Consider the following 16,909-nt stretch of genomic DNA (forward strand, 5'->3'; position numbering starts at 1 on the left):
CCTCAGCGGTAAAGCAGGTACGGCTCGCGTTGTCGTTGGAAGTCAGCCACGTCGCTCTGCCAGGCGCCGACGATCTCGTGCGCGTCGGCCCCCGCATCGACCATCGTGCGCAGCCGGTCCGAACCGGACAACTTGTCGATCATGTTGTCCGGCTGCCAGCCGAAGACCTGCGGGTACAGCCGGCGAGCGGTGACGATCATCGCGACCGAGGCGCCGATCGCGTCGATCTCGCCGTTGCGGTACACCTGCACGCCGCCGCAGGTCTCGTTGGCGTGCTTGGAGAAGGTCGGCACGAAGTAGGTTTCGCGGAACCGGAGTCCCGGTAGCCCGGCGGCGTTGAGCTCCTCCGCCCACCGCCAGTCGATGCCGGGCGCGCCGATGATCTCGAACGGCCTCGTGGTGCCCCGGCCCTCGGACAGCAGAGTCCCCTCGAACAGCCCGGTCCCGGGGTACACCGCCGCAGTGTCCGGGGTCGGCATGTTCGGGCTGGGCGGCACCCACGGCAGCCCGGCGTCCGCACCGCGCCCGCGCCAGCCCTCGACGCGGATCACGTCCAGCCGGTCCAGCTGGCCCGGCAGGTACTCGCGGTCGAACAGCTGCGCCAGTTCGCCGACGGTCATGCCGTGCTGCTGCACGATCGGCAGCAGCCCGACGCCGGAGGCGAACCGCGGGTCCAGCCGCGGCCCGGCCACCCGGGCGCCGATCGGATTCGGCCGGTCCAGCACCAGGAACGCCGCGCCGACCCGGTGCGCCGCCTGCATCGCGGTGTACATCGTCCAGATGTAGGTGTAAAAGCGGGCGCCCACATCGGCGATGTCGAACACGACCTGCTCGACGCCCGCCTTGCGGAACATCTCGGCAAGCTTCGCGGCGTCGGCCCCGTACGCGTCGTACACCGGCAGCCCGGTGCGCGGGTCGCGGTAGTCGCCCTCCGAGCCGCCGGCCTGGGACGTGCCGCGGAACCCGTGCTCCGGCCCGAAGACCGCGGCGACGTCCACCTCGCCGCTGGCGTGCATGGCGTCCACGACGTGCTCCAACGACGCCAGCACGCCGGTCGGGTTCGTCACCACCCCGATCCGGCGGCCGGTGACGTCCTGCCAGTCCCGCGCGGCTAGGACGTCCGCGCCGGTCTCGACCGCGGAGCCGAGTTCGGTGGTCGGCGGGGCGGCGCACGCGGAGCTCGCCGCGAGGCCGACCGCGGGCACGGAGAGCGCCGCCGCGGTCAGGAAGCCCCGTCGATTCACACCACCCATGCGTGTCCTTTCCGTGTCCACCATGCTCCGCCCCGGGTTCTCGGGCTGGCGATTTCGCGCGAAATCGCCCATTTACCAGCTCAGTCCGTGGCCGAACGGGTACTTGTCGACGCCGGGCTGGTTCGGGTCGGGCACCGGGACCGGCAGCTTGCCGACCGGGGCGATCTCGCCGAAGAGCACCCGCGCCAGCGATTCCATCGCCACCGCCTTGTCCGAGTAGGTGGCGATCCAGGCGGGCAGCTCTACGTGCGCCGCGTCGTACGGGTCGCGCACGGCGACCGCGACGACCGGCTTCCCGGTCTGCTGCAGGGCGCGGACCAGGTCGAGCTGGGCCTTGTTGTCCGGGTTCCAAGCGGCGTTGGTCAGCACCACCGCGATGTCGTTGCGCTTTGCCTCTTCGACGGCCTGGTTGATCTGCTCCGGGGTCGGCTTCAAGCCCGTCGCCAACGCCGTTGGCCGCGGGCCGCGCGCCTTGATCCGCTCCGCCAGCGCGGCGGTCGCCTTGTCCCCGGCGCCGGTCACGAATATCGTCGCCGGCGCTTTCAGCGGCAGCATCCCTTCGTTGCGCAGCACGGTCGTGGTGCGGTCGGTGATGGCCTGCGCCTCGAAGACATGCTTCCGCGTCCCGACGATCTCGTACACTTTGGACACATCGACGAACGGGTTGTCCAGCACGCCGCGGGCGGACTTCAGCGCCAGGATGCGCTTCACGCTCTCATCGATGCGCTGCTCGGTGAGCTGACCGGTGCGAACTGCGTTGACCACGCCGTCGATGGCGATCTGCACGTTGAACGGCATCAGCATCACGTCGGCGCCGGCCTTGAGCGCCAGCACCGGGATCTCGGCGTCGGGGTGCTTCTCCCGCACGCCGTCCATCTTCAGCGAGTCGGTGACGATCACGCCCTGGTAGCCGAGCTCGTTGCGCAGCATCCGGGTGAGCACGTTCGGCGCGAGCGTCGACGGCTCACCGGAGTCGTCGAGCTTGGGCACCACGATGTGCGCGCTCATCACCATGTCGGTCCCGGCGCCGATCGCTTCCCTGAACGGTGGCGCGTCCAGCTGCTCCCACTGCTGCCGGTCGTGCTCGATCACCGGCAGCGAGGTGTGGCTGTCCTCGTTGGTGTCGCCGTGCCCGGGGAAGTGCTTGACCGCGGCCGACACCGTTTCGCCCGGCTTGGCCGAGTCCTGGTATCCGCGGACCTGTGCGGCGGTGAACTGAGCGGCGAGCGCCGGGTCGGAGGAGAACGACCGCACCCCGATCACCGGGTTCGCCGGGTTGACGTTGACGTCGCCGCTCGGCGCGAAGTTCTGGTTCAGCCCCATCGCCCGCAGTTCCTGTCCGGTGATGGCGGCCGAGCGGCCGGCGTCGTCGGGGTTGCGGCCGGCGCCGAGCGCCATGCTGCCCGGGAACTGAGTGGCGGGCTCCGGGATGCGGGTGATCTGCCCCTGCTCCTGGTCGGTGGAGATCAGCAGCGGCACCTTCGCGCCCGAGGTGACCGCGGCGTTCTGCAGGCCGTTGGACAGCTCGGCGATCTGCTTGGGGTCGTAGAGGCTGTCGGTCCAGGCGAAGTGGATGATGCCGCCGAGGTGGTACTTCTGCACCACCTGCGCCGGGGTGTCGACGCCGAACTCCTCCTGGTTCTTCGGGTGCGGGGTGTCCGCGGTGCGGCCGTAGGCGTAGGTGATGAACAGCTGCCCGGCCTTCTCCTCCAGCGTCATTTGCTTGAGCAGCTCGTCAGGTGACAGCCGTTGCGCCGGAGCGACAGCGCCGCCGGTCGCGGAAAGTGCTGCGGCGCCGATGGCGATGGCGCTCAGCGCGACAACGGCGCGGCGCGCTCGGGTCTTCACGTTGGCCTCCCTGCGGGCGGAGGATTTCGCCGGACGGAAAGTGTTCACCACGAATCGGTCGATTTCGGAAGTTACCCACGTAACTCGCGCCGGTCAACGCTGTGCACCGGCGTGGGCACGGTCAGTCCCGCAAAGAGGTTTTGGCCGGGGCAATCCCGCCTGCGGTATCGGGCAGATCGGGTGGGAGAACACCGGCGCACATGGTGGAAAGCCGTGCGGGGGAACGACCCCCGGCATACGGCGGCGGCCCGTCGATTAGATCGACGGGCCGCCGCCTATGCGCGAGTACTCGGGTTACCAAGCGTGCACTTGTGTCGTAACTTCCGGGCTAGGCGTCCGGCGTCCCGGTACGCAACCCCGTGGAACGACCAGCCTTGTGTGCGGCAACGCGTGGGTGCTCCGGGCTCGCGCGCGGAGTCTGATCGGGGTGGATGCTACTTCTCCTCCGTAACATCCCTGGCCAACCAGGGTCCGCACTTCCCTTTGTAGTCGGTGGCGTGCGTCACTGCAAGGGTTCGCGGGTGCGCCGTAGGTATTGGTTCCGCCGGTGGTGATCACCGGGGGTTCCGCGATGTGGAGCCGAAAACGTGCGGCCGGGTGCGCCGTCAGCGGCGGCGGCGCCAGGCCCGCAAGCCCCACCACGCGGCTCCGGCCGCCGCCACCGCGCCCATGCCGACACCGGCTGCGGTCACCGCGGCGCGGGACGGCGTGGGGATCCGGGCGCGCAGCGACACAGGGTGCTCGAAGGACAATGACGGCCAGCCGCGCTGGACGGCCTCCTTGCGCAGCCCGCGGTCGGGGTTGACGACGGTGGGATGCCCGACGCTCTCCAGCAGCGGCAAGTCGCTGATCGAGTCCGAGTAGGCGTGGGATTCGGACAGGTCGTAGCCGTACTTCTCGGCGAGTTCCCTGGCGGTGATCGCCTTGTTCTCCGCGGAGCAGTAGAACTCGACCTCGCCGGTGTAGCGGCCGTCGACCACGACCATCCGAGTGCCGGACGAGTGCGTGGCGCCGAGCAGCTTGGCGATGGGGGCGACGACCTCCTCACCCGAGGCCGACAGCACGACGATGTCGTGGCCCTGCTCCTGGTGTTCGGCGATGAGCTGGGTGGCTTCCTTGTAGACCAGCGGGTCGACGATGTCGTGCAGGGTTTCGTCGACGATCGCGTTGACCTGCTCGACGTCCCAGCCGGTGCACAGCGAGGTGATGTGCGCGCGCATCCGGTCCATCTGGTCGGCGTCGGCGCCGGCCAGCATGAACACGAACTGGGCGTAGGCGCTCTTCAGCACGGCCCGCCGGTTGATCAGCCCTTCTTGGAAGAAGGGTCGGCTGAAGGCGAGCGTGCTCGACTTGGCGATGACGGTCTTGTCCAGGTCGAAGAACGCGGCCACCCGCCGTCCGGTGGGGGCCGATGGGTTCGCGGGCTCTGTCACGCCGCACAGCATACGAGCCGGGCGGAGCGGGCTGCGGGCGCGCATTGCCGGAGCTTTTCCCATTCCTGCTTTCGCCTTCGATCTCCGTTGTCGCGCTTTGCGCGAGTGGTTTGGCAGTTCGTCCCCTTGCGGGAGTTGTTGCGCGGTCCCGGTGCCGGGATTTCCGGACTCATCGGCGGGCATCCCGCGGGCGCGCGCCGGTTGCGTCGGTGTGCGCCAAAAATTCACGCTGCGTATGGTGCTGCGTATGGTGCTGCGTGTTGCTCTCGTCTAGTGGGAGCTAATTCTTGACTCGAATGCCGGTTACCGTCCGGTTCAGTGAACACCGAGAGCAAGAACGTTCCCTCTAATGGACGGGGGACGTTGCCGGGGATCTACGGGCTAGAGTGAGGGTAGTCCGGTGCCACCCGGACAGGTTCAGCTCGACCCCCCGGAGCTGAACTGTTGACGACCCCCGCCCCTCCCCCCTTGGCGGGGGTCGTCCCATTTTCGGCGGAGCCGGTGCGGGCGAATCCGGCCGGAGCGAACGTGAATTCTTTCCATTTTTTGTCAGGCGGGTATCGCACTTCCGGGGGGTGCGAGTTATCCACAGGTGCTGGACTTGTCCACAGATTTGGAAAAACCGGTTGGCAGTCGTCGAAGATCCGGCCACCTTGGTTATCGACCGCACCAATTCCGCGCTCATCCCACTCGCACCATTCGATTGCCGGAGGCATCGCCATGACTACTGCACGTCCGCTGCTCGTCACGCGGGATTCCGCGCTGGCAGAAGAGGTCTCGCGACTGGCCGCTGCCACCGGCGGCGAGCTGGAGCACACCCCGGATCCGGCGGCCGCCGGCTGGGGGATCGCGCCCCTGGTGCTGCTCGACCCGGCCGCGATCGGTGCGGCCGACGGTCTGCCGCGAAGACGCGGTGTCGCCGTGCTGTGCCGGGACCCGACCTCTGATCTTTGGCGCGCCGCGTTCGAGATCGGTGCCGAGCACGTCCTGCAACTACCCGCCGACGAGGCGAACCTCATCGAGCTGCTGTCCGATGCGGGCGACGTGCCGACGCAGGGCGGCCGGGTGCTCGCGGTGTTGGGCGGTTGCGGCGGTGCCGGTGCCTCGGTGCTGGCCACAGCGGTGGCGGTGGTCGCGGCGCGCGGCGGCGAACGGTCGTTGCTGGTCGACTGCGATCCGCTCGGTGGCGGCGTGGACCTCGCCGTCGGAGCCGAAGCGGCCGACGGCCTGCGCTGGTCGGGGTTGGCCGTCAACGCCGGTCGGCTCGCGGCGAGCGCGTTGCACGAGGCGTTGCCGAAGCGCCGCATCGGAGCCGGCGCGATCACAGTGCTGTCCTGTGACCGTGACGGGCCGTCGAGCGGGTTGACCCCGGAGGCGGTGCGAGCAGTGCTCGGCGCGGGCCGCCGGGCGGGCGACACCGTCGTCTGCGACCTGCCGCGCACCCTCCCGGCAGCGGCGGTGGCCGGGCTGCGCCAGGCAGACCTGGCGGTGGTCGTCGTCCCTGCCGAAGTGCGCGCCTGCGCGGCGGCGGCCCGTGCGGTGGCGAGCATCCGTGAACACGCGGCCGGCCCGGTCCGGCTGGTGGTGCGAGGTCCGGCACCGGGCGGACTGCGCACGGCCGACGTAGCGCGAGCGGTGGGCGCGGAAGTCCTGTCGGTCATGCGGCCACAGCCGAGCCTGCCCGCCGTCCTGGACCGCGGCGGCTTAGCCGCGATCCGCCGGGGGCCGGTTGCGCGAGCCGCGCAGGAAGTCCTGGCCGCGCTCAGCGGCGCGGAAATGTCCACTGTGGCTTGTTGAGTTCTTGATCGAGGCCCGTGTGTGTCGGCGGGTCTTCGGACGTGCCTGCAGCTTCGGTGCTGGCGCGGCGACGGTCTCGTCGCGACTGCACCGAACTCGCGCGCGGGCTTGGAAGGTTCGCACCAGCCGGTCGGCCGGTGCGGGAAGCAGCTCTATTCGGTGCTCCACCAGAACGGAAGTGGGTCAGTCATGTCCATTAGTCGTGTCCTGGAAATCGATCAGATCGCCGGCGCGGCGCCAGCGGAGTCCACTGTGGCCGATGCGATCGACGGCGAATTGCTGGAGCGGGTGCGCAACCGCCTGGTCGGCAGCGGTGCCACGCTGACCTCGGCAGCCGTCGCGTCTGCGGTGCGGGAGGAGTCCGGCGGGCTGGTCGCCGACGCCGACGTCCTAGCCGCGCTTCGCCTGGTGCAGCAGGAATTCCGCGGTGCCGGAGTGCTGGAGCCGCTGCTGCGCGATCCGGCGGTTTCCGACGTGCTCGTCACCGCGCCGAACAAGGTCTGGGTGGACCGGGGCGACGGGCTTGCGCGGGCGGCGGTGCGCTTCGCCGACGAGGATGCGGTGCGCCGTCTCGCACAGCGGCTCGCCGTTGCCAGCGGCCGTCGGCTGGACGACGCCCAGCCGTGGGTCGACGCCTGGTTGCCGCAGGAGAGCGCGTCCGGGCCGGTGCGGTTGCATGCCGTGCTGGCGCCGGTCGCGGGCGAGGGCACCTGCATCTCGCTGCGCGTGCTGCGCCCTGCCGCGCACGACCTCGATGCGCTGCGGAGCTCCGGAGCCTTCGACGGGCCGACCGCAGCGGTGCTGCGCGAGATCGTGGCCGCCAGGCTGGCGTTCCTGGTGGTAGGCGGTACCGCCAGCGGCAAGACGACGCTGCTGGCGGCGATGCTGGGGGAGGTCGCGGAGTCCGAGCGCATCGTGTGCGTCGAGGAGGCCGCCGAGCTCTACCCGCGGCATCCGCACGTGGTCCGGTTGCTCACCCGCCCGGCGAACGTCGAAGGGGCGGGGGAGATCCAGGTCCGGGACCTCGTCCGGCAGGCGCTGCGCATGCGGCCGGACCGGCTCATCGTCGGCGAGGTGCGCGGCGGCGAAGTCCGCCAGCTGCTCGCCGCGCTGAACACCGGGCACGACGGGGGCGGCGGCACGCTGCACGCCAACTCGCCGCAAGAGGTCCCGGCCCGGATGGAGGCACTTGCCGCCCTCGGCGGACTGCCGCGCGCCGCACTGCACAGCCAGCTGGCCGCGGCCGTGCAGGTGGTGCTGCACGTTCGGCGGAGCGCCCGGCGCGGCAGGCATCTCGCTGGTATCGGCGTGCTGCGCCGGGACGGCGACCTGGTCGAGGTGCTCCCGGCCTGGCAGGTCGAAAGCGGCTGGGGGCCGGGCAGGGATGCGCTGGCGGCGCTGCTGGAGGCGAGGGGAGGTGCCTTGCCGTGCTGATCCACGCGCTAATCGTGCTGGCCGCGGCCGTCCTGTGCTGGCCGGAGATCCGGGCGCGCGAACGGCTCCGCACCATGCCGGCCCACGTTCCTGGGCTCCCACTCCGTCGGGCGGCGCGGCTGCTCGCGATTCCGGCAGTCGCAGTGGCGGGCTGGAGTTTCGCTGGTCCCGTTGGATCGTGCGCGGGAACTGCCCTGTCGTTGCTCGGAGTGAAGTACTGGCGATCGCAGCGGGACTGGCGCCAGCGGCTGAAGCAGGCCGACGAGCTGACCGCCGGACTTCGGCTGTTGGTGGCGCAGCTGCGCGCGGGTGCCCACCCGGCCGCCGCGGCCGAGGGAGCGGCGGCGGAGTCGGGCCCGGCGGTTGGTCAGGTGTTCCAGGACATGGCCACCACGGTTCGGCTCGGCGGCGAAGTCGCGAAGGTTCTCGAAGCGCACGACGGGGCCGCCGAACTGCGTGAGCCACTGGGTCGGATGGCGAGGGCCTGGGCGCTCGCGGAGCGGCACGGCGTCGCATTGGCAGACTTGCTCGATGCGGTGCGCGGCGACGTCGAACGGCGCGCGGCGTTCCGCCGGGACGTCGAAGCGAAGATGGCTGGTCCGCGGTCGACCGCTGCTGTGCTCGCCGGGCTGCCGCTCTTCGGGCTGCTGTTCGGCGAGGCGGTCGGGGCAGGACCGATCACCGTGCTGACCGGCGGATTGCTCGGGCAACTGCTCCTGCTGGTCGGGGTTGCCTTGCTGTGCGCCGGGGTCGGCTGGACGTTGCGCCTGACCAGGGCGGTGGTGCAGCCGTGATCGAGCTGCTGCTCGCGGCGGTGGCACTGCTGCTCGTCCCGGCGAGTTCGGCGCGGGCGCGGCTGCGAGCGCTCGGCCCGCGATCGCCGGGGCGGAGCCGGACAACACCGTCCATTGTGGCCTGGATGCTCCCGCTGGCGGTCGGGGCCGGTGCGGTGCAGGTGGTGGGTCCGGTCGGCGGGATCTTGATCGGCGTGGCCGCCGCCTTCGCCGTGCGTCGGTGGTCCGCGGCTGCCGACCGGCGACGCGACCGAACGGACCCGCTGGCGCTGGCCGCGGGCTGGGACCTGCTGGCCGCCGGCATGCGAGCAGGGCTGCCGGTGCCGGTGATCGTGCGGGCAGTGGCCGACGAGCTCACCGGTCCGGCCTGCCGAACGCTGCGCGAGGTCGCCGATCACCTCGCGCTGGGTTCGGACGCCGCAACCGGCTGGGAACCGGCCTTGCGGAACCCGGACACCGCGGAGCTCGCACGTGCGGCCCGGCGGACCGCCCGGACCGGCAGCGCGCTGGCGGACGTTGCTGGCGAGATCGCAAGCCACGCGCGAGCCACGGTCGCCGAGCAGGCCCAAGCACGCGCCCAGCGTGCAACGGTGTGGATCTCGGCACCGCTGGGCCTGTGCTTCCTGCCCGCGTTCCTGTGCCTCGGGGTGCTCCCCGTGGCGGTCGGCATGGTGCACCGCCTCGCGGCACCCTTGTGAATCCATTGTGGACAAATATTGGAAGGGGTCGATCGAAATGAGTACCCGAACGAACCGGTGGACGGCAACGCGCCGGCTCCGCACGCTGCTGCACGGCGACGGAGGCATGAGCACTGCCGAATACGCGGTGGGGACTGTCGCCGCGGTGGCGTTCGCTTCGCTGCTCTACAGCGTCGTGACCGGTGATTCGGTCAAGGACGCACTGGCTGGGCTCATCGCCCGCGGGCTGGAAGGCGGCGGTGTCTGATGGCGGAGGTGGTTCCGGCGCCGGTCGTTGCGCCCGGCGCCGGAACGACCGGCCGCGATGCCGGGGCGGTGACGGTCGAGGCGGCGCTGGGCATCTGCTCGGTGATCGCGGTGTTCGCGTTGATCTTGACCGGAGCCGGCGCGCTGATCGGCCATCTCCGCTGCACCGACGCGGCGGTCGAGGCCGCGCGGCTGGTGGCGCGCGGCGACCGGCCCCGCGCGGACGAGGCGGTCGGCCGCATCGCCCCGGCCGGCGCGTCGCTGTCGGTGCTGGTCGAGGGCGACCAGGTCAGCACCGAGGTGAGCGCGCCGCTGCCCGGCGGGTTCGTGCCCGGCCAGTTGCTGCGCGCACGCGCGGTGGCGGTGCTGGAACCGGGGGTCGAAGGGCTGGTGGCGCGATGAACGGCGATCGGGGTGCGGCAACCGTGCTTTCGGCAGTGCTCTCGATGGCCTTGCTCGCCCTGCTGTGGTTCGTCCTGCAGTTGGGCGCGGTAACCATCGCCCGGCATCGGGCCGAAGGAGCGGCGGACCTCGCGGCGCTGGCCGCGGCGGCGTACGCGCCGCACGGACAGCAGCTCGCATGCGAACGGGCGAACCAGGTCGCGAGCGGGATGCGGGTCGAGGTGGCTGAATGCACGATGGACGGATGGGATGCCCTCGTGGCAGTGCGAACCGATCTTCCCGCGTTCGTCCCGGGCGGGCGGAAAGCCAGCGCACGGGCCCGTGCCGGGCCGACCGACGAGTGATCGGCCCGGCTGCGATGAGCGGTCGGCGAACGGTCGAGCCGCTCCGAAATCACCATTGGGAGCGGTCATTCCGGTGTCGCTCACCAGGATGATCGGAGAAACGTAGTGCGCAGACCCGCGATCAGCGCCGCGCCTGCACGCTTGCCGTTTCGGTCCGCCATGCGGCGTAGTCACGGGCGAGCCGTGCCCGGTGCTGCATCCCAGGTCCGTTCTTCGTGACGGCCCAGTGCGACCACATACCCGCCAGGTAAGCGGCGAACGAGGTCAGGTGGTCGCCGGTGACGTCGGCGAACGCGGACAGGTTGGCATCGGCCCACGCTTCCGCTGCGCCGGGCTCGTGGCCCGTTTCGACCAGCCTCAGCACCAAATACGCGCCATCGACCCACGGGGCCGCCGCGCCGGGAAAGCCCCAGTCGATCACGTGCACCCTGTCGTCGGGACCGATGCGGAATTGGTCGCCGTGCAGATCGGTATGCGCCAACCGGTCGCCGTCGGCGAGCGCCGGCAGCCGTGCCGCCCACTGCCGCATAACCGCAACGTCCCAGCCGTGCACCACGTCGGGCGCCTGCTCGGCGAGACGGCCCCACCAGTCGACGGTGCCCCACCGATCCCGCAGCGACCGCAGCCCCGTCGCGGGGAACTCGCCGAGCCGGTCGACGACCTCGGCGACGATCGGCAGATCCGGTGAACCAGGAGAAAGGTCAGCCGGTCGGCCGGGCACGTACTCGAACCCGACGACCAGCCATTCACCGATGTCTTCGGCGAACATCACCGCGGGGGCAAGCCCAGCGGCCAACTGCCCGGCCGTGGTTTCGTTGCGCAAGAACCGCATGCGGCGGCTGACACCCTCAACACCCTTGACGAACACCCGCCCGGCTCTCGTGTACAGCACCGCGGCGAGGTCGCTGTTACGGCCCGTGGTGATGTCGGTGTCCGCCGAGATGGGGCCGACGTGCCACTGTACGGCGTCCCGTACCTGCTCGGGTAGTTCATGCCAGGTGGTCACGTCGGCCCGTCTCCTTACCTAACTGGCGGCGGTGTCTGGTTCTCGGTGTTCTCGTTGCCGTCGACGCCTGATGCCGCGCAACAGCCATCCTCGGCGTCGCCAGGCGAGCACTTGGCGGCCACGTCCGTCCACAGCTCGCCATCGACCAGGAACCCGGCGCGCTGGATCGCCTTCACCGTACGGGCGCGAGCTTCGACGGGTGTGCCCCTGCCGGGTAGCGCATTCGGGGCGTCGTTGGGCACGTGGTGAATGAACCGCCCAGCGACCAGGTTGCAGAACTCGGCGTACTCGCGGGTGTAAAGGATGAAGGCGTGCCATCCGATGTCGACCGCAGGCGTTGGCGCGAGCGGTTCTCCCAGGTGGTCAGCCGAGACGGCGAGGAACGCCAACGCCTGATCCATGATGCGCTCGGCGTAGTCGATGGGCGCTTGGTGTTCGTTGGCGATGCGCGCCGTGAGGCGGTCGAACAGTGTGCTGTCGATCAGAGTTCGTGCTGCTGTCTGCTCGATGACAGCGGTCATGTGGTCCTCCGTTCGTTAGTGGACTTCGGCCGGTGGATCGATGAGCAGCGGGCAAGATGCCCGCAATAGCCGTCCTCCTTTCTGTCTGGATCGGAAAGGGTTCCCCGGAGCGGTGGGAACGGTTGCGGCGCACTGCCGCTCGTCAACCCAGCTACGGCCGCCATGTCGGGTCGGGTCGGCCGTTCCGCTCCGGGGAGCTGGGGTGGATGGTCAGACGACGTCGGGGGGCTTGCATCGCCTGACCATCCGTGTACCTGGCCGACCTGTAAGCAACGGCGCAGGCACATGGTTGCGGTGGGAACACCGCGGTCGGGATCGGCTGCGGCATTCCCACCGGGCCTACAGTTGCAGCAACGCGGCGAGCAGCCGCCGCAGCATTCCGGGGTGCCGTGCCATCGCTTCCCGGTCATCGACCGGCAAACCAGACTCGACCAGTGGCGGGTGCCGGGTTTCCTCGACAGCGAGCGCATCGGCCAGATCTCCACGTATCTGGACGGTCCGCGGCTCGCGCCGCCAGTGCCGGCCGTCGCTGGTGGTCTCCGCTTCTACCCGGGCAACCAGGAACGCGACCGTCAACGCACCTTCGCCGCCATCGGCGTGGCGTGCTGGGGCGTAGTAAAACGTCGCCCACAGGGCGAGCCCCCGACGCCGAGCAGGCCGCTTGCGATCAACGCGGCGATCATCGCTTTGCCTCCGATAGGTCGATCACAAGTGGTTCCGGCGACGTTCCTGCACCGCGGAGTGCAGCGGCCACGGTCGCGAGTTGGTCGCCGAGTTGCCGGATTTCGTCGTCGCTCCACCGGCCGCGCTCAACGTCGTCGGCGGCGTAGCCCAACATCAACACCGTTGCGCGGATCATGCGCCCGATGTGGGCGTGCTCGGCGCTCATCGCGCACCCACCGCCGGCAGGTAGTGGGCGAGCTTGTGTGCCGCGGCGTTGCAGTCCGGGCAGGTGTCCCAAAGCCACGCGCGGTCGGTGTTGTCCGCGATCAGCTGGTGACCGCACAGCGTCGCGACACACACCCTGGTCGGGTAGCCGCCGCCCAGCCGTGCGTCGGTGCTTGCGTGCCGCTGGCCGTCAGCCGGAACCCAGTGGAACGGGTGGGGTTGGTATGCCACTGCCCGGGTCATAAGCCCACTGTCGTCACCGAGACCAGGACACTCGACACAGATCGCGGGGCATCGCGGGTCAGATTGCTATCTGACCCGCTGCGCTGGCCTGGATACACTCAGTGTCCGATCTGCTAAGGGGCTGCCGTGCCGACGCTGAATACGTCCCTCCGCGCTGCACGGGAAGCGATGCCGTCGCGTCGTGTGCCCGGCGAATGCATGTCGCGCTCGGAACTGGCCGAGGAAGTCAATCGGTACCTGCTCGCAGCCACAAAGCAGCAATACGACCTCGACCGACACCAGATCGCCCGATACGAGAGGGGCGAAGTTCGATGGCCGGGCGCTGCCTACCGTTCCGGTCTTCGCGCCGTACTGGGCGCGAAGTCTGACGCTGATCTCGGCTTCACTCCCGGTAGGCAACCATCAGCCAAGCCGCCGACCACGGGTCCAGACGATCAGTCGAAGGGGTGGCTTCCTGCGGACGTCGTAGCCACTGCTGAAGAAATGACGAGTCAGGACGTGACACTCTCACGACGTCAAGCGCTGACCTCTGCGTCAGCCGCCCTAGCCGGTACAGCGCTCACCGATCCCCTTCAGCGCTGGTTGATGCCGCAGCAAACCCGCTTCCAGGGCACCTCATCGGTCAGCGAGGCCGAGCTTGCAGGCTGGCAGCAGATCGCTGATCAAATTCAGGGATGGAACAACACTCCGACCGGACTGCTTACGCGAAAAGCTGTGATTGCCCAGCTCAATGACGTCAGCGATCGACTCAAGGACGCTTCCGACGGTTCCACGACCCGGCGGGCGTTTCTCGTCGGCGCGGAGCTAGCTGTGATCGCCGCGTCGATGTCGTGGGACTCCGGCTCGCATGGTGCCGCCCAGCGGTACTACACGCTCTCGGTTAAGTTCGCCAAGGTCGCCGGTGATGAGAATTTCGCCGCGGTTACATTGGCCTCCTTCGCCCGCCAGTGTTACGACCTCGAACAGCCCGACGACGGGCTCGAACTGGTGCAACTCGCCCAGTACGGCACCCGAAAGTCAGCTAGCCCGCGGCTGCGCTCGCTGTTGGCCACACGGGAGGCGTGGTCCTACGCGAAAACCGGGAAGAGGCAGTCTTTCCGTCGGGCGGTCGGACTTGCCGAGGACCACTTCGCCGAGGGTGACGCCAACGGAACCGATCATCGCCGGGTAAAGAAGCTGGACGAGGCGGAGCTGTACGGCGTCATTGGGGCGCGTTGGCGTGACCTCACCGCTGCTACGAACAACCCGAAGGACGCGCGGCACGCGCAGGACTACATCAGCCGAGCCCTGGCGCTCCGCGATCAGTCGCGAGTACGAAACCACACTTTCGATCTCATCGGGCTTGCTCGTACCCACCTCATCACCTCGGAGTTGGACCGAGCTAGCGAACTGATCGACGCCGTGTTGCCGATCGCTGGCGAATGGACGTCCGGGCGGGTCGGCGAGAAGCTGCGGGACTTCTACCGCGAGTCTCAGCCCTTCGCCACATCGACCGCCGTGCACAGCACCCGCGAGGCGGTTCGTGATCTGATCGAGGCTTGAGCAGCACAGAACGGAAGGGCCAGACAAGTTGTCGCGTATCGGAATCACCGGGCACTCAAACCTCAGCGCCGCGAGCGTCCCGCTCGTACTGAAGGCACTGGAATCCGAACTTTCCGCCTACAGTGGGCATGATCTCGTCGGCGTGAGCTGTCTTGCTCGCGGTGCCGATCAGGTATTCGCTCATGCGGTGCTGAGCGCGGGCGGGACGCTGGAAGTCGTTCTTCCCGCTGCTGACTACCGCGAGAGGAAGGTCAAGGCGGACAACGCAGCCGAGTTCGACGAGCTGATCAGCAAGGCAGCGAAGGTTCACACGATGCCGTTCGCGGAGTCGAACCGCGATGCCTACATGGGTGCCAGCGACTACATCCTCGACTCCGTTGAGGCGATGTTCGCCGTATGGGACGGCCAACCTGCGGGCGGGCGCGGCGGAACTGGCGACGTCGTAGATGCAGCGCGTGAACGTGGGTTGCCGATTATCGTCGTATGGCCTGATGATGCCGAACGGGTATGAGAAAAGCGCCCGTCCCGGTATTCCTGGTACCGGGCGGGCGCTTTTTCGTTGCTTGCCTACTGCCGACGTCGCCTCTCGTTGAGGTCGGTGAAGTCGTTGGGTGAGACGACCTTGCGCTGGACGAACGGTCGGGGCCGGTGCGGTGCAGGTGGTGGGTCCGGTCGGCGGGATCTTGATCGGCCTGGCCGCCGCCTTCGCCGTGCGTCGGTGGTCCGCGGCGGCCGACCGGCGACGCGACCGAACGGATCCGCTGGCGTTGGCTGCCGGTTGGGACCTGAGGCGGCGCTGGGCATCTGCTCGGTGATCGCGGTGTTCGCGTTGATCTTGACCGGAGCCGGCGCGCTGATCGGCCATCTCCGCTGCACCGACGCGGCGGTCGAGGCCGCGCGGCTGGTGGCGCGCGGCGACCGGCCCCGCGCGGACGAGGCGGTCGGCCGCATCGCCCCGGCCGGCGCGTCGCTGTCGGTGCTGGTCGAGGGCGACCAGGTCAGCACCGAGGTGAGCGCGCCGCTGCCCGGCGGGTTCGTGCCCGGCCAGTTGCTGCGCGCACGCGCGGTGGCGGTGCTGGAACCGGGGGTCGAAGGGCTGGTGGCGCGATGAACGGCGATCGGGGTGCGGCAACCGTGCTTTCGGCAGTGCTCTCGATGGCCTTGCTCGCCCTGCTGTGGTTCGTCCTGCAGTTGGGCGCGGTAACCATCGCCCGGCATCGGGCCGAAGGAGCGGCGGACCTCGCGGCGCTGGCCGCGGCGGCGTACGCGCCGCACGGACAGCAGCTCGCATGCGAACGGGCGAACCAGGTCGCGAGCGGGATGCGGGTCGAGGTGGCTGAATGCACGATGGACGGATGGGATGCCCTCGTGGCAGTGCGAACCGATCTTCCCGCGTTCGTCCCGGGCGGGCGGAAAGCCAGCGCACGGGCCCGTGCCGGGCCGACCGACGAGTGATCGGCCCGGCTGCGATGAGCGGTCGGCGAACGGTCGAGCCGCTCCGAAATCACCATTGGGAGCGGTCATTCCGGTGTCGCTCACCAGGATGATCTATCGGTGCTCGTGTTCGGCTGGGAGCGTTCGTCGCGGCTGAGCTACCGGTCGTCGACTGGGGGGTGTACTCGGCGGGGTCCGATGACGTTGATTAGTTGTGTGAGCGCAAGACCCAAGGTTTACGACAACGAGGTCGAGAACCAGGCGGCTGCCGAAGGTGATTCCGGAGGCGACCCCGAGCCGCCGGTCCGGCGCCCACTGTGGAACGAGGAGGCGGAGCAAATGCAACGGTCGGCGGACAGGTGGCCCAACGCCTTCCGCGGCGTCCCGGCCCATCCGGCCGGGTTGACCAGCAGCCGGATCGAACTTCGCGTGCAGGCGATCGGATTCGCCTCGCGCGGTTGGCCGGTGCTGCCCGGAACTTATCCCGAAGAAGATGTCTGGATCGGCCGGCGCGGACGGCAGGAGAACGGCCTGGTGCCGGTCTACCGCGACTGGCAGGACCGGCTCGGCACCAACCCCGACGAGGTCACGTCCTGGTGGTCGGAGCGGCCGTACGGCCTGCTGATCGCCACCGGCACCACGGTGGACGCCATCGAGGTCGACGCGGACCTCGGCCGCCGGGCCGCTTCGGTGCTGCGCGAACTCGGCTTCCCCGTGCCGATCGTCGCCACCCCGAACGGCCGCTGGTACTTCCTGATGTCCAGCGGCGGCGAGCTCTACCCCGAACTGGCCGAGCAAGATGAAATCCGCTTGCACGGCAACGGAAGTTGGGTGCCCATGCCCCCGACGGCCTACCCGGGCGGTGCGGTGCACTGGCGGGTCAAGCCCGAGGTGTGCGCCTGGCAGCTGCCCGGCTCCGACTTCGTGCAGGAGGCGTTCTGCACGAGTCTTGAACTCCTTGACAACAGCAATCCGGAGAACGTGGCGGAGCTCCTCGCAGCGGGCAGGTGACCCCCTGCCGACCGC

General features: G+C 69.5%; 20 protein-coding genes. 12 read left to right on the forward strand and 8 right to left on the reverse strand.

The annotated features are described in order from the left end of the window. Window positions 1-2 precede the first annotated feature (2 nt). From FDZ84_RS13580 to FDZ84_RS13590, 3 genes are all read right to left on the reverse strand, one after another. Entirely contained in the window at window positions 3-1,253 is a 1,251-nt protein-coding gene (locus tag FDZ84_RS13580; RefSeq protein WP_210435550.1) for an exo-beta-N-acetylmuramidase NamZ domain-containing protein, read from the reverse strand. Window positions 1,254-1,325: 72 nt separating this feature from the next. Further along, a complete protein-coding gene (locus tag FDZ84_RS13585; protein ID WP_168586192.1) occupies window positions 1,326-3,101 on the reverse strand; it encodes a glycoside hydrolase family 3 protein in 1,776 nt (591 codons plus the stop codon). A 605-nt stretch (window positions 3,102-3,706) separates the two neighbouring features. Then, window positions 3,707-4,546, reverse strand: a complete 840-nt coding sequence (locus FDZ84_RS13590) for an HAD-IB family hydrolase (protein ID WP_168590038.1) — start codon at window positions 4,544-4,546, stop codon at window positions 3,707-3,709. A gap of 708 nt (window positions 4,547-5,254) precedes the next feature. Here FDZ84_RS13590 and ssd point away from each other — a divergent pair. From ssd to FDZ84_RS13625, 7 genes are all read left to right on the forward strand, one after another. Continuing rightward, window positions 5,255-6,331, forward strand: coding sequence for a septum site-determining protein Ssd (gene ssd, locus FDZ84_RS13595; RefSeq protein ID WP_168586193.1), 1,077 nt, complete (start codon window positions 5,255-5,257; stop codon window positions 6,329-6,331). 264 nt (window positions 6,332-6,595) lie between these two features. Then, window positions 6,596-7,765, forward strand: a complete 1,170-nt coding sequence (locus FDZ84_RS13600; RefSeq protein ID WP_168590039.1) for a TadA family conjugal transfer-associated ATPase — start codon at window positions 6,596-6,598, stop codon at window positions 7,763-7,765. Beyond that, complete coding sequence (locus FDZ84_RS13605) at window positions 7,759-8,559, forward strand: type II secretion system F family protein (protein ID WP_210435552.1); 801 nt, start codon at window positions 7,759-7,761, stop codon at window positions 8,557-8,559. The genes FDZ84_RS13600 and FDZ84_RS13605 overlap by 7 nt, the downstream gene beginning before the upstream one ends. Continuing rightward, window positions 8,556-9,257: a type II secretion system F family protein gene (locus tag FDZ84_RS37775; protein WP_210435553.1), complete on the forward strand. Its 702-nt coding sequence runs from the start codon at window positions 8,556-8,558 to the stop codon at window positions 9,255-9,257. Before FDZ84_RS13605 ends, FDZ84_RS37775 begins: the two co-directional genes overlap by 4 nt. Window positions 9,258-9,294: 37 nt before the next feature. Then, window positions 9,295-9,504, forward strand: coding sequence for a DUF4244 domain-containing protein (locus tag FDZ84_RS13615; protein WP_168586194.1), 210 nt, complete (start codon window positions 9,295-9,297; stop codon window positions 9,502-9,504). Next, window positions 9,504-9,905 (forward strand): TadE family type IV pilus minor pilin, encoded by a 402-nt coding sequence (locus FDZ84_RS13620; RefSeq protein ID WP_168586195.1) that lies wholly within the window; start codon window positions 9,504-9,506, stop codon window positions 9,903-9,905. Before FDZ84_RS13615 ends, FDZ84_RS13620 begins: the two co-directional genes overlap by 1 nt. Further along, entirely contained in the window at window positions 9,902-10,249 is a 348-nt protein-coding gene (locus FDZ84_RS13625; protein WP_168586196.1) for an Rv3654c family TadE-like protein, read from the forward strand. Before FDZ84_RS13620 ends, FDZ84_RS13625 begins: the two co-directional genes overlap by 4 nt. 121 nt (window positions 10,250-10,370) lie before the next feature. Here the strand turns inward: FDZ84_RS13625 and FDZ84_RS13630 are convergent, their stop codons facing one another. The 5 genes from FDZ84_RS13630 to FDZ84_RS13650 form a co-directional block, all read right to left on the reverse strand. Further along, the gene (locus tag FDZ84_RS13630; protein ID WP_168586197.1) at window positions 10,371-11,255 is read right to left on the reverse strand and encodes a phosphotransferase family protein; all 885 of its coding nucleotides are present in this window, start codon (window positions 11,253-11,255) and stop codon (window positions 10,371-10,373) included. 14 nt (window positions 11,256-11,269) lie between these two features. Further along, a complete protein-coding gene (locus FDZ84_RS13635) occupies window positions 11,270-11,776 on the reverse strand; it encodes a hypothetical protein (protein WP_168586198.1) in 507 nt (168 codons plus the stop codon). A gap of 339 nt (window positions 11,777-12,115) precedes the next feature. Further along, window positions 12,116-12,352: a hypothetical protein gene (locus tag FDZ84_RS13640; RefSeq protein ID WP_246868997.1), complete on the reverse strand. Its 237-nt coding sequence runs from the start codon at window positions 12,350-12,352 to the stop codon at window positions 12,116-12,118. A gap of 103 nt (window positions 12,353-12,455) precedes the next feature. Beyond that, on the reverse strand, window positions 12,456-12,665 hold the full coding sequence (locus FDZ84_RS13645; RefSeq protein ID WP_168586199.1) for a hypothetical protein: 210 nt from the start codon (window positions 12,663-12,665) through the stop codon (window positions 12,456-12,458). Next, window positions 12,662-12,895, reverse strand: coding sequence for a zinc finger protein (locus FDZ84_RS13650; RefSeq protein WP_246868998.1), 234 nt, complete (start codon window positions 12,893-12,895; stop codon window positions 12,662-12,664). Before FDZ84_RS13650 ends, FDZ84_RS13645 begins: the two co-directional genes overlap by 4 nt. Before the next feature lie 726 nt (window positions 12,896-13,621). Between FDZ84_RS13650 and FDZ84_RS38835 the strand changes: the two genes are divergently transcribed. The 5 genes from FDZ84_RS38835 (at window position 13,622) to FDZ84_RS13675 (ending at window position 16,894) form a co-directional block, all read left to right on the forward strand. Beyond that, window positions 13,622-14,449 (forward strand): hypothetical protein, encoded by an 828-nt coding sequence (locus FDZ84_RS38835; RefSeq protein WP_246868999.1) that lies wholly within the window; start codon window positions 13,622-13,624, stop codon window positions 14,447-14,449. 28 nt (window positions 14,450-14,477) lie between these two features. Beyond that, the gene (locus FDZ84_RS13660; RefSeq protein ID WP_168586202.1) at window positions 14,478-14,960 is read left to right on the forward strand and encodes a hypothetical protein; all 483 of its coding nucleotides are present in this window, start codon (window positions 14,478-14,480) and stop codon (window positions 14,958-14,960) included. Between the two features lie 267 nt (window positions 14,961-15,227). Next, window positions 15,228-15,560 carry a TadE family type IV pilus minor pilin gene (locus FDZ84_RS13665; RefSeq protein ID WP_168586203.1) on the forward strand — a complete coding sequence of 111 codons (333 nt, stop codon included), beginning with the start codon at window positions 15,228-15,230 and terminating at the stop codon, window positions 15,558-15,560. Next, window positions 15,557-15,904: an Rv3654c family TadE-like protein gene (locus FDZ84_RS13670; protein WP_168586196.1), complete on the forward strand. Its 348-nt coding sequence runs from the start codon at window positions 15,557-15,559 to the stop codon at window positions 15,902-15,904. Before FDZ84_RS13665 ends, FDZ84_RS13670 begins: the two co-directional genes overlap by 4 nt. Before the next feature lie 195 nt (window positions 15,905-16,099). Next, window positions 16,100-16,894: a bifunctional DNA primase/polymerase gene (locus tag FDZ84_RS13675; protein ID WP_210435554.1), complete on the forward strand. Its 795-nt coding sequence runs from the start codon at window positions 16,100-16,102 to the stop codon at window positions 16,892-16,894. The last annotated feature ends 15 nt before the right edge of the window (window positions 16,895-16,909 follow it).

The sequence above is a fragment of the Saccharopolyspora sp. ASAGF58 genome, assembly GCF_012277335.1.
Classification (GTDB): Bacteria; Actinomycetota; Actinomycetes; order Mycobacteriales; family Pseudonocardiaceae; genus Saccharopolyspora; species Saccharopolyspora hattusasensis.

Excerpts from the sequence above, each read along its gene's own strand:
- FDZ84_RS13625 (WP_168586196.1), top strand. The coding sequence starts at position 9,902 with ATGAACGGCGATCGGGGTGCGGCAACCGTGCTTTCGGCAGTGCTCTCG.
- FDZ84_RS13615 (WP_168586194.1), top strand. The coding sequence starts at position 9,295 with ATGAGTACCCGAACGAACCGGTGGACGGCAACGCGCCGGCTCCGCACG.
- FDZ84_RS13580 (WP_210435550.1), bottom strand. The coding sequence starts at position 1,253 with ATGGGTGGTGTGAATCGACGGGGCTTCCTGACCGCGGCGGCGCTCTCC.
- FDZ84_RS13620 (WP_168586195.1), top strand. The coding sequence starts at position 9,504 with ATGGCGGAGGTGGTTCCGGCGCCGGTCGTTGCGCCCGGCGCCGGAACG.
- FDZ84_RS13635 (WP_168586198.1), bottom strand. The coding sequence starts at position 11,776 with ATGACCGCTGTCATCGAGCAGACAGCAGCACGAACTCTGATCGACAGC.
- FDZ84_RS13670 (WP_168586196.1), top strand. The coding sequence starts at position 15,557 with ATGAACGGCGATCGGGGTGCGGCAACCGTGCTTTCGGCAGTGCTCTCG.
- ssd (WP_168586193.1), top strand. The coding sequence starts at position 5,255 with ATGACTACTGCACGTCCGCTGCTCGTCACGCGGGATTCCGCGCTGGCA.
- FDZ84_RS13645 (WP_168586199.1), bottom strand. The coding sequence starts at position 12,665 with ATGAGCGCCGAGCACGCCCACATCGGGCGCATGATCCGCGCAACGGTG.
- FDZ84_RS13590 (WP_168590038.1), bottom strand. The coding sequence starts at position 4,546 with ATGCTGTGCGGCGTGACAGAGCCCGCGAACCCATCGGCCCCCACCGGA.